The sequence below is a fragment of the Caballeronia sp. SEWSISQ10-4 2 genome, from assembly GCF_030464885.1.
Classification (GTDB): Bacteria; Pseudomonadota; Gammaproteobacteria; order Burkholderiales; family Burkholderiaceae; genus Caballeronia.
Genome location: NZ_JALPRJ010000149.1, coordinates 1 through 11,270 on the forward strand (window position 1 = coordinate 1; position 11,270 = coordinate 11,270).

Annotated in this window: 9 protein-coding genes and 3 pseudogenes; 8 read left to right on the plus strand and 4 right to left on the minus strand. The window is 56.2% G+C overall.

Annotated features, from left to right (window positions below):
• Positions 1 to 424 precede the first annotated feature (424 nt).
• From M0D69_RS42085 to M0D69_RS42110, 7 genes are all read left to right on the plus strand, one after another.
• Entirely contained in the window at positions 425 to 1,225 is an 801-nt protein-coding gene (locus M0D69_RS42085) for an enoyl-CoA hydratase (protein ID WP_301787705.1), read from the plus strand.
• A gap of 70 nt (positions 1,226 to 1,295) precedes the next feature.
• Positions 1,296 to 1,604 (plus strand): DUF1330 domain-containing protein, encoded by a 309-nt coding sequence (locus tag M0D69_RS43985; RefSeq protein ID WP_367619841.1) that lies wholly within the window; start codon positions 1,296 to 1,298, stop codon positions 1,602 to 1,604.
• A gap of 125 nt (positions 1,605 to 1,729) precedes the next feature.
• The gene (locus M0D69_RS42090) at positions 1,730 to 3,310 is read left to right on the plus strand and encodes an AMP-binding protein (protein WP_301787706.1); all 1,581 of its coding nucleotides are present in this window, start codon (positions 1,730 to 1,732) and stop codon (positions 3,308 to 3,310) included.
• 162 nt (positions 3,311 to 3,472) lie between these two features.
• Complete coding sequence (locus M0D69_RS42095; RefSeq protein ID WP_301787707.1) at positions 3,473 to 4,105, plus strand: NADPH-dependent FMN reductase; 633 nt, start codon at positions 3,473 to 3,475, stop codon at positions 4,103 to 4,105.
• A gap of 114 nt (positions 4,106 to 4,219) precedes the next feature.
• Positions 4,220 to 5,389, plus strand: a complete 1,170-nt coding sequence (locus M0D69_RS42100) for an acyl-CoA dehydrogenase family protein (protein ID WP_301787708.1) — start codon at positions 4,220 to 4,222, stop codon at positions 5,387 to 5,389.
• A 113-nt stretch (positions 5,390 to 5,502) separates the two neighbouring features.
• Entirely contained in the window at positions 5,503 to 6,648 is a 1,146-nt protein-coding gene (locus M0D69_RS42105) for an acyl-CoA dehydrogenase family protein (RefSeq protein WP_301787709.1), read from the plus strand.
• A 21-nt stretch (positions 6,649 to 6,669) separates the two neighbouring features.
• Positions 6,670 to 7,329 (plus strand): glutathione binding-like protein, encoded by a 660-nt coding sequence (locus tag M0D69_RS42110; RefSeq protein ID WP_301787712.1) that lies wholly within the window; start codon positions 6,670 to 6,672, stop codon positions 7,327 to 7,329.
• A 74-nt stretch (positions 7,330 to 7,403) separates the two neighbouring features.
• Here M0D69_RS42110 and M0D69_RS42115 read toward each other — a convergent pair.
• Positions 7,404 to 7,517: pseudogene (locus M0D69_RS42115) on the minus strand (succinylglutamate desuccinylase); the annotation flags it as partial.
• A gap of 952 nt (positions 7,518 to 8,469) precedes the next feature.
• Between M0D69_RS42115 and M0D69_RS42120 the strand changes: the two are divergent.
• On the plus strand, positions 8,470 to 9,825 hold the full coding sequence (locus M0D69_RS42120) for a DUF1329 domain-containing protein (RefSeq protein WP_301787710.1): 1,356 nt from the start codon (positions 8,470 to 8,472) through the stop codon (positions 9,823 to 9,825).
• A gap of 349 nt (positions 9,826 to 10,174) precedes the next feature.
• Here M0D69_RS42120 and M0D69_RS42125 read toward each other — a convergent pair.
• The 3 genes and pseudogenes from M0D69_RS42125 to M0D69_RS42135 form a co-directional block, all read right to left on the minus strand.
• Positions 10,175 to 10,420 (minus strand): annotated as a pseudogene (locus M0D69_RS42125) (integrase core domain-containing protein); the annotation flags it as partial.
• A 120-nt stretch (positions 10,421 to 10,540) separates the two neighbouring features.
• Positions 10,541 to 10,684: pseudogene (locus M0D69_RS42130) on the minus strand (succinylglutamate desuccinylase); the annotation flags it as partial.
• A 24-nt stretch (positions 10,685 to 10,708) separates the two neighbouring features.
• Positions 10,709 to 11,011, minus strand: coding sequence for a DUF1330 domain-containing protein (locus M0D69_RS42135; RefSeq protein WP_301787711.1), 303 nt, complete (start codon positions 11,009 to 11,011; stop codon positions 10,709 to 10,711).
• Positions 11,012 to 11,270: the final 259 nt, after the last annotated feature.

Sequence of the window (11,270 nt, forward strand, 5' to 3'; positions counted from 1 at the left end):
GGAGATCCTGCGCAAGGTATTCATCGATAACGGCAAGGCATTGCTGCCGGACTGACAATAATCGGACGCTTCCTGATTGCTAATCGCAATCTCGGGATTGAGCAGGTTTATCCAGAATGATCCGTCTCTCGTCCGAATCTAGCCGCAACGAGAGTACTGGTCTGTATATGGGGCGGGCCGGCGAAGAGCAAAGGACTATACCGGAGGCAGAACAAGGGAACGTTGTGGTTGTGAGCAATCAATGAGATGCGCGCAGATTTCTTGAGGAACGGACGCACGTGTTGGTAAATGAAGTGAAAAAACTTTGGTATGCGAATAGAACGTATCAGATGATCGTCTAGCCGGACGCACGCCCTCTGCAAGTGCCACGTATTGGAAGCGGAGGTTTCGCATTGTTTCAAGACGCAGAATAGGGAGTCGACAGATGAAGGACATTCCATACCGCGATATCGCATTTGAGATCATTGGTCAGGTTGCACGAATCTCGCACAATCGCCCAGATCGACGTAACGCGGAAGGAACGCTGTTACTTGATGAACTTGACGACGCGTTATCACGTTGTGCGGATGATGACAACATCCATGTCGTGATTGTTGGAGGGAAGGGGGGGCACTTCTCGGCAGGTCACGATGTGAAGGAAGCGATGGGCCGTCCGGATCAGGTCGAGCGCCGTTACGCGTACGAAGAGCAACGCTACCTCGGCTACTGTCTGCGGCTCTGGGATTTCCCGAAGCCTACCATCGCACAGGTACAAGGCGCGTGCATTGCGGGCGGCTTCATGATCGCGAATATGTGCGATCTGGTCGTCGCCGCTGATGATGCCTTTTTCGTTGATCCAACATGTGTCACCTTGGCCGCTGCCGCGACCGAAGTACTAATCCACCCATGGGTGTTGGGGCTGCGGGCGGCGAAGGACTTCCTGTACACCGGCCGCAAGATGCTTGCGGACGAAGCGCTGCGACTTGGAATGGTAAACCGAGTCTTCCCGACCGATTCGCTGGAGGAAGGCGCTCTAATGTTGGCAAATGAAGTCGCAAAAGCGCCTCCGTTTGCGATCAAGATGTTAAAAAGATCGCTCAACAGGACAGCGGACATGCAAGGTTTCAGAAATGCCATTCAGGCGCACTTTGACACGCATGAGCTATGTCATACGACGCAGGAGTACAAGGATATTCGCTCTGGAGGGCTCGATAAAACGATCGCACGGACTAGATCCCTCGGGTAGAACGATGGCCCTCTGACTTGCTGCACGGCGCATGGAATGCAGCTTTCTAGACGTCAGGATGGAGTGAATAATGACAGCGTACGTTGTGCTCCTTAGACAAGTGACCAAGGATCCCCGTGAACTTGACACGTATCGGCCGATGGCGCGAGCAGCGAGCAAGGATCACCCAATGATTATTCGCGCGCTGCACGGGCGACAACGGGTACTTGAAGGTCCTGAAATAGAGGCGGTCTCGATCTTGGAATTCCCGACCTTCGAAGATGCCGAACGTTGGTACGACGCTCCGGCATACCGTCGGGCACTGCCTCACCGACTGCGGGGCGCTGACTACATTGCGGTCATTGCCGAAGGTTGCGGATCCGAAGTCGTGAAGTCATAGACTCCTTGGTGCGAGCCCTTGTGGGCGTCTTCTCCACCATATAGAACTCGCGGTCAATCTGTGCACTGAGCGGAACTGATAGACGCCCTGTCAAAGACATTCAATCAGGCAGGCTGGAGGAAGGAATGACAACTGTTGTTGAGGCGCAGTATCGGGGGATTTTCCAGCCCCAATTGCTGGTTCATGCGCTTAGCTACAATCTCGACCGGCCATTTCTCCACTACGGAGACGATCAAATTATGACCGCGGGCGACTATCGGGATCTTGTTAGCCAATATCTGCAATCTTTAAGAGCGCTTGGGCTCGCGCGCGGTGCCCGAATTGGTGTGCTTTCTGCAAATCGGCCGGAGGTACTGGCAGTTACGGGGGCATGCCTTCTGGGCGAATATGTGTTGGTGCCGATGCATCCGCTGGCCTCGCTGGAGGATCATCAGTATGCAATAAGCGATTCAGGAATGGAGGCCCTCATCTTCGACCCCGAGAGTTACAACGAGCGTGGGACCGCGTTGGCTGGGGCAACGGATGGGTTGTTCGCTCTCTCTATTGGACCGGCCTCGATGGGTCTGAATCTTTGCGAGTTGGCGGGCAAAATGGAACCGGAGGCCTTGGTGGCGCCGGACACCAGTCCGGAAGATGTCTATCGCTTGTCGTATTCCGGTGGCACAACAGGCAAGCCCAAGGCTGTCGCTGGTACCCATCGAGTGGGCGCTGCCATGTTGAGCATCCTCATGGCCGAGTGGGAGTGGCCTGCCGAAGTCAAGCAACTCATGTGTGCACACCTGAGCCACGCAGGATCAGCAATGTTCCTGCCGACGCTTCTTCGTGGCGGGGCGATGGTGATAATGCGTGGCTTTGATCCGTTGAAAGTGCTTCAAGCTATTGAGAAACACCGGATCACTTGTGTACTGCTCGTGCCGACCATGATTTACGCGTTGCTTGATCATCCTCGGTTCACTGAATTTGACTTGTCGAGTCTGGAGACAGTCTTCTATGGTGCAGCCGCTATGTCTCCTGCTCGGCTCCGGCAGGGCCTCGCGCGTCTGGGACCTGTGTTCTTCCAGTGGTATGGGCAGGTCGAGGCCCCAATGACGGTGTGTGTGATGCGTCGAGCCGATCACGTTTCTGACGACCCTGAGCGGTTGGCATCGTGCGGTCGTCCCGTTCCGTGGGTGCACGTCGAGTTGCTTGACGAGCAGATGCGTCCTGTACCGGACGGAGTTGCAGGGGAGATCTGTGTTCGGGGGCCACTAGTCATGGCGAGGTACCACAATCGGCCGGAGCAGACCGCCGATGCGCTTGTGGGCGGCTGGCTGCACACTGGTGATGTTGCTGTGCGCGACAAAGGCGGATTTCTCCGCATCGTCGATCGTAAGAAGGACATGATTGTGTCCGGAGGATTCAATGTCTATCCACGCGAAGTTGAGGACGTTCTTTCCGGTCATCCATCTGTAGCAAGCTGCGCTGTCGTCGGCCTTGCTGATCCTTACTGGGGTGAAGTTGTAACGGCGTTCGTGGTATTGCACACTGGTGAAAAACACTGCACGGAATCTCTACAGGCGCTGGTCCGCGAAAAGAAGGGTCCGGCGCAAGTTCCCAAGGTGATCGAATGCGTTGATGAGTTGCCGCTAACTGCGGTTGGAAAAATCGATAAAAAATCGCTGCGCGCCAGCTATAAGTTATGTAGTGACCGGACGGTGACCCAGTGAGGTCGGCTTATTGGTTTTACCGAATGTTCATCCGCGCATCGTAGGTAATTTTGACGCTTCAGGGTAGGGCGGGGGGGCACATGCACATTCGGATCCATCTCAACGCGCGTGCCTCAAACCGGGCGATTTCCGGTGGGCTGTTCATAGGACAAAGGGCTGAACATGAAAGAGTTTGTTCCGTTCATCGTCGGAGTAGGTGGTACATCAAGGGCTGGCTCTTCGACAGAATTGGCTCTGCGCTTTGCACTGAGCGCGGCGGAGCGCGCTGGCGCAAAGACCGCATTAGTGGCTGGCCCAGAGCTTGAGTTTCCGATGTATTCGACGGATCGTTCGGAGCGTTCCGACACTGCCTCGGAAATGATTGCGTTGCTCCGTCGGTGTCACGGCGTTGTTGTCGCCTCCCCGGGCTACCATGGATCGGTTTCGGGTCTCATCAAGAACGCTTTGGATTACGTTGAAGATATGCGCAATGATGAGGCCGTCTACCTTGATGGCCGCGCCGTAGGGTGCATAGCCTGCGCATTCGGCTGGCAGGCAACTGGTAGCACACTGGCCGCCTTGAGATCGATTGTTCATGCACTTCGCGGATGGCCAACTCCCATGGGGGTCGCAATCAATAGCAGCACAAGAGCATTCGACACGGAAGGAAGGTGCCTCGATGCTGGGGTCGAAAGGCAGTTGGAGCTGCTCGCGAACCAGGTCGTTGACTTCGCTCGGATGCGCGCGGCTGTCGGAAACGGTGGAGAAAGCGTTTTGAGCGGCCAGGCGAAGCTAATGCAAATGCGCCTGGGGTGATGAGAGCTGGGGAAGAATGCTGTACGCGCAGCCATGCGGTGCATCGAGTCCGCCGTATACTCCCATCTGAACTATCACTGACGATTTTGTCTAGCGGCAATGGATGCAATAACCATGTCCAATTCTCTTGAAAGCATTGATCAAGTCGGGTTCCGCGCCCAGGTTCGAGCGTTCCTGGATGAAGCATTGACACCGGAGCTGCGACAGGCAGGGTGTGAGCAAATCGGTGTTTTTGCGCCGCCAGAGATTGGTCGCATCTGGCACCGCAGACTTTACGAGCGAGGTTGGATTGTACCGACGTGGCCTACGAAATATGGAGGACGGGGCTGGGGGCCTGCACAAAAGTACATCTTCGAGCAGGAGTGCGCGCTGGCGAACGCTCCGACGCTGTCGTCGGCGGGCCTGCTTATGCTCGGCCCCATCCTGATTCACTTCGGCACTGAGGAGCAGCAGACACGCTTCCTGCCGCGTATTCGATCTGGTGAAGATTATTGGTGTCAGGGTTACTCTGAACCGAGCGCCGGATCCGATCTTGCCGCACTAAAATGCCGAGCGCACCGTGAAGGAGGTGAGTACATCGTTGAGGGCACAAAGATTTGGACCACGCATGCGCATTGTGCGGACTGGATCTTTCTGCTTGTGCGAACCTCTACGCACGAGCGCCCGCAGGAAGGAATTAGTTTTCTGCTGGTTGATATGCACTCGCCGGGAGTGGGGGTCCATCCAATCATCAGTATGTCCGGTGAGCACGAGGTGAATCAGGTGTTCTTCGACAGTGTTCGAACCCCGGCTGAGAACCGAATCGGCGATGAAGGTGCGGGTTGGACCGTCGCGAAGCGCTTACTTGAGTTCGAGCGCAGCGGAGTCTACGGACCACGCGTCCGTCGGTTGCTGCTCCAGGCTCGCCGGATTGCCGAGGAGCGCGAAGGTTGTTGGCGAGACGCGGATTTTCGTTGGCGGTATGCAGAGCTGAGCATCGATTGCGATGCGCTTGAGGCAGCGGAGTTGCGAATGCTTGTCGAGAACGATTCACAGCGGGCAGGGGTCACTACATCCTTGCTCAAGTTAGTCGGCACAGAGACATTGCAACGTGCAAGTGAGCTATGTGTGACAGCAGCCGGTGCGGAGTCGCTGCATGCCCACGACCCTGCAAAGTCGGATATATCTTCCCGAGATGCCCAAGTCGCGATGGCGCGGTACCTCAATATGCGCGCAGCAACAATTTACGGGGGATCCAGTGAGATCCAGCGGAACATTCTCGCAAAAACGGCGCTGCAATTGTGAGCCCGCAGCGGGATAGCATGACGCTTAGATCTACGTTACACCCCTATGTGGAGCCAATAGCGCGCCTTCCTTGATGCGTCGGGCGGCATAGGGGTTGCAAAGAAGGAGGGTATATGGATGGGATGGATTTCGCGCTAAGCGATGAGCAGCGTATGTTGCGCGATATGGTTGAGCGGGTCTCTGTCGAAAAATACGGATTTGGCGTCCGACAGGCAGCAATACTTGACCACGATGGTTTTCATAGGCCCTTCTGGAAGGAGTTGGGACAGCTTGGTGTGCTCGGAGCCACGTTGCCAGAGAGTTGCGGTGGATCAGGGGCGGATCAAATGACTGCAATGTTGATCATGTCCGAGTTTGGGAAGAACTTGGTGATTTCGCCATACCTGTCAACCATCATCTGCTCAGCTACGCTGCTTGCTCGTTTTGGTACTACGATGCAGCGCGACCAGTACCTGCCCAGCGTGATCGAGGGCAGCAGCATCATCGCGTTTGCATGCGACGAGGCGAATGATGTGATTGACATCAGTCACGTGAAGACATCAGCTTCGCCGAGTACGGGCGGGTTTGAGATTACTGGCCATAAGACCGGCGTTGTGGGTGGTATCTGGAGCGACTATGTGATGGTGGTTGCAAAGATCGAAGGTACTGACCGCGCAACTGGAACATTTATTTTGCCCGTGGATACCCCCGGCGTCGAGATGTGCCACTACCGAACAATTGATGGTGGAAGTAGTTCAACCGTCCATCTCCACAAGGCATTTGTGCCCTTGAACTCATGGATTGGTGAGTATTACGACAGCGGAGAGGCCGTCGAACGCATTCGCGATGAAGCTGCTGCAATGGTATGCGCGGACGCTGTGGGATCCATGGGAAGTCTGCTCCGTAAAACGGTCGAATATGCACGGACGCGGAAGCAATTCGGGACACCGATTGGGAAATTCCAGGTGTTGCAACATCGGATGGTGGATATGCTAGTAGGGTGTAGTCAATCGTCGTCGATTACCCACCACGCAGTGACGCACCTTGCTGCTAACCCGGTTCAACGGAAAAAGGCTGTGTCGGCAGCGAAGGCACTTGTTGGACGGTTTGGGCGAATGGTGGCACAGTCTGCCGTGCAGATACATGGTGCTATAGGTATTACTGACGAACTGGACGTCAGCCATCACTTCCGTCGTATCGAAACCCTTAATCTTTGCCTCGGTACAATTGACCGGCATATTCGCCGATACGCAGATCTGTTAGACACAAGCGAAGCGTGAATGGCCGCGTGCTATCGCGGCATGGCCCGGAACCTCAATCTCACACGTGGCGGTGCATCGACGAAACTTTACTCCTCCCCCGGCGCATGCTCGCTGTCGATCCTTATCGCGTTGCGCGAAGCGGGTATCGACTTCGAAGGCATCAAAGTGAATCTGCAGACGCACAAGTTTGCGAACGGTGAAGACTACTACGCGATCTCGCCGCGCGGCTACGTGCCGCTCGTCGAGTTCGATGACGGCTCGCGGCATACCGAAGCCGCACCGCTGCTGCAGTACATCGGCGATCTCGATCCGCAACGCGCGCTCATTCCGCCGGCCGGCTCGCCCGGGCGTCTCGCGGTGCTCGAGTGGCTCACGTTCGTCAGCACCGAGCTGCACAAGACGTTCAGCCCGTGGTTCTGGCAGGCGCAGACGGCCGAGTCGACGAAAGTCGCATGCCGCGCGAAGCTCGCGACGCGATTCGCGGAACTGGACCGCGCGCTTGCCGGCCGCGAGTATCTGACAAGCAGATTCACGGTTGCCGATGCGTACGCGTTCATGATCGTCAACTGGAGCCGGATGCTCGCGATCAATTTATCGCCTTATCCACATCTGGAAGCATATCTGGCCCGTGTCGCAGCACGGCCGAAGGTCCTTGAAACACTGCTGTTGGAAGGGTTGCTGAAGGCCGACGCGGCCTGAAGTTCGATCGATGCGCTTGTGCGGCCCGGTGTGCCGCTTGGCCGGCAATGCGCAACCATGCGGCATGTCTTCCCTCAAGGGAACGCGGCGAGGATCTCCTGCGTAATCTCCACCACGAGCGGGCCGGCGCGCAAGCCCGGCTTCACCGTGGGATTCGAAAACACGATGCGCTCTTCGGCGTGCCGCAGATTCAATCTCCGGGCCTTCGAGTACCGTGTGTCGTTCCTGAAATGCGCGAATGGTCAGGGGATGGCCGATGGAAGCGGCTCGTGCTCTGGAGAGGTAGGCGCCAATTTCTGCTGCGTCCAGGCCGGCCTCCCTCGCGACACGCCGCTGGTTGAAGGCCGCATACCCGTCGGTGACGAAGGCGTTTATTGAGATCTCAAGGATTTCAGGCACGCGCGCGTGGTTCGGTTTCCCCGTCGCCTTGTCTCGCCAGCAGAACTGGTGGCGGACATATTTTTCGCCGTAATGGTCAGTTGTTGCATTTCTCTTCCTCGTCGCGCGATGGCCAAAGAACCCGCAGCACCGATGGAACCTCGCTGAGTCGGCATCGATCTTGGCAAAGCTGCCACAAACGGGCAAGCATCGGCCACATTCCTCCAAATGTTATAAGTCAATAAACCTGTAAAGCATGGCGAATCTTTATATCCATTAGTAATTTTGTACCACGAAATGGCGAATTTATTGGTGTTTTCCCGAGGCGCCTCGGCTTGCATCTCAGTGTTTTGGTTACTATTGTAGGTCTATGGACCTATATAGGCGAGCTGCCTGCGGTAGGGCGGATCCACTGGCGATCGTGAACCAGAACGCACGCCAACCGGGGTCCGATGTGGCGAACCCGGGATGCGTTTGAGGGGCAGGAGATGGGTGCGGAGTGGCGTTGCGGTGGTTGATCGACAAATGGTTGACGCGCGAACCCGGGCGGTCAGTCAGACGACGCGATACAGCTATTCGGGCATCATTCATCATCGTTGCATCCGCATCGAATCATCGCGGGTAGCGGGGCCCTTCGAGCTGTTCTTTTTCCGGCATGACGACGGTCGGTGGCGCGTGTTTTCTCCCGAGCGGTCACGGCCCATGATGGGGCGCAAGTGTTGCTAACGCTTCAGGCAGCGTTCTGACAGGAGGAGTGAAATCGTGGGTTTGATTAAGAGTGCAGTCGCAATGTCGGTGGCGATTCTTGTTGTGGGACACGCTTGCGGAGAAGTCACCGATAGCGAGGCTAAGTCGCTCGGAACAACATTGACGGCGTTCGGTGCAGATCCCAAGGCAAGTGCGGACGGCCAGGTCCCTGCATATACAGGCGAGCCGATCAAGCCGCCGGCTAGCTATCAGGAGGGGAGTGGACGCTACCCCGACCCGTTTTCAAGTGAGAAGCCGGTGGTCTCGATAACGCAGAAGAACATGGCGGAGTATAGCGATAAGTTGACGGAGAGCACAAAGGAACTCCTGAAGCGCTACCCTGATTTCCGCGTCGACGTATACCCTTCACATCGGACCATGGTCTACCCACAATGGGTACTCGAGAATACGAAGGAACTGGCCCGCACCGCGAGTCTGAGCTCCGATAATTTAAAGGTCGAGAACGCTTGGGGTGGCATTCCGTTTCCAATCCCAAAGCGTGGCGCGGAGGTAATCTGGAACTTCACGCTGGCCTATACACACCTCTCTCATGACGCCCTCATCAGCTCCTATTTGGTCGACTCTTCCGGGAATGCGACGGAAGTCGGACGCAACCGGGTGTTGTGCTACTCCGCCTACTATGATCCCGCAGCAAAGCCGGAACAGTGGCACAAGAAATGGGCTTCCACATTTGTCGGTCCGCCGTCGTCGGTGGGTCAGAAGATCCTGGAGTGGTTGCCGTTGAATTATCAGAAAGATGACGAGACGATTTATGCCTATACCCCAGGACTTAGACGTGTACGTCTCGCACCGGAGCTTACCTATGACACTCCCGTTTCCTTTATTGGTGGAGCGGTGCTTGGTGACGAGTTACAACTATGGGACGGCAAGATGGACCGGTTTGATTGGAAAATTGTTGGAAAGCGGGAGATGATAGTTCCTTACAATACTTATCGACTGCATTTTGAAACGCCGGTTAGTCAGATGCTCGGAAAGCGCTTCATTTCACCCGATGCGATGCGATGGGAGGTTCACCGGGTCTGGGTGGTGCAGGCAGATTTGAAGCCCTCAGCGCGTCATGTTGTTTTACGGAGAACATACTATGTGGACGAGGACTCGTGGGCAATCGTCGCCACGGATGCATATGATCACTCCGGCAGCATTTATCGTGCTGGCTTTGCTGCGCACTACGTCCAGTACGGGAAATTCTTGGAACAATCGACGCTTAGTCAGATTGTCTATGATTTCTCAAAGGGAAATTATTCGATTTCTGGTATTGAAACCCCCAGTGGCTTTTATAGAGTCTTGCCGGATGCGCCATTTAAATCAGGGTTGACTCCGGATGCGTTGGCCGGTGCAGGCGTGCGGTGATTCAGGGGGGGGCGCTGTCTTACATCGGAGTGAGTGAGGAGGCCGCGACAAGGTCCGTGAGCGCGAATTCAAAGGAAACAGGAATTGGGCGACACCTCGCGCGGCTGCTGGCGCTCTTTGCCGCGCGAAAAAGTGCAACCCTTGCTGTCATATTAGCAGGAGTGATGGGCGCTTCTGGTTATGTGATCAGTCGGCACCTGGAAATTGGAGACCTTAATGCCGGGGCGCCCGAACTTCGACCGCGTTCGCAATACAATCTCGACGTGGCGTACGTTACCCAGCACTATGAGTTCACTGACGATCAGTTTGACGTTGCCCGCGAATCTCGGACCCCTTAACTGAGCGGAAATTATGCCACCCGTTGGTTTTTGGCGACGTACCAGTCCCGCGCGAATTGCATCGGGCTGACGTAGCCCAACGTCGAGTGAAGACGGCCATGATTGTAGAAGCTCAACCAATCGACCACTTCGTGCATCGCTTCGCGACGCGTTGCAAAGCGCTGACCGAGGATGCATGCACGCTTGAGCGCCCCCCACAGGCTCTCGGTCGGCGAATTGTCCCAGCAATTGCCTCTGCGGCTCATCGAACTGCGCATACACTGCTGGTGGAAGGGTTGCTGAAGGCCGACGCGGCCTGAAGTTCGATCGATGCCTGTGCGGCCCGGTGTGCCGCGTGGCCGGCAATGCGCAACCATGCGGCATGGCTTTCCACAAGGGAGCGCGGCGAGGATCTCCTGCGTAATCTCCACCACGAGCGGGCCGGCGCGCAAGCCCGGCTTCACCGTAGGATTCGAAAACACGATGCGCTCTTCGGCGTGCCGCATCGCATAACGATAGTCGCCGTCGCGCGCGAGCAGCGAACAATCGGGGCCATTTTTTCCAGCCTAATGTTGCTCCGGAATGTCGCCATCAACGATAACGGCGCTATAGTCTCCACCGCGCAGACGGTGAGACAGGGCTTCGCGATAGACAGGGGTGTCGTACCAATGCTCCGCGTCCTCGAAGGATGGAAATTCGAGTATCACTATCGACTCGATCTCTGGGCCTTCGAGTACCTTGTGTCGTCCCTGAAATGCTCGAATGGTCAAGGGATGGCCGATGGAAGCGGCTCTTGCTTTGGAAAGGTAGGCGGCAATCTCTGCTGCGTCTAGGGTCGCCCTCCTGACAACTACAACAAAGGCGGTCACGGGTCCTCCTCTCTATGTAGACAATGAATACTGCACTTGAGCAAATCACCTGATTGGGCGTCTAACAGCGCTCGGCCTCAGATCTCTCGCTCGCGCTTCCGTCTCCCATGCGTGTACCCAAGGAGAGATGGGCGGTCGTGACCTGTTCCTTAATCGCAAGGTCCAGTATTTGCTGATGGAGCGAGAACGAGGCAAATTAAGTGACCCCGGCAAAGCCGGGGGTTTATTGGGTGAGCGCCTCAAAGGCGCCATGACCCCG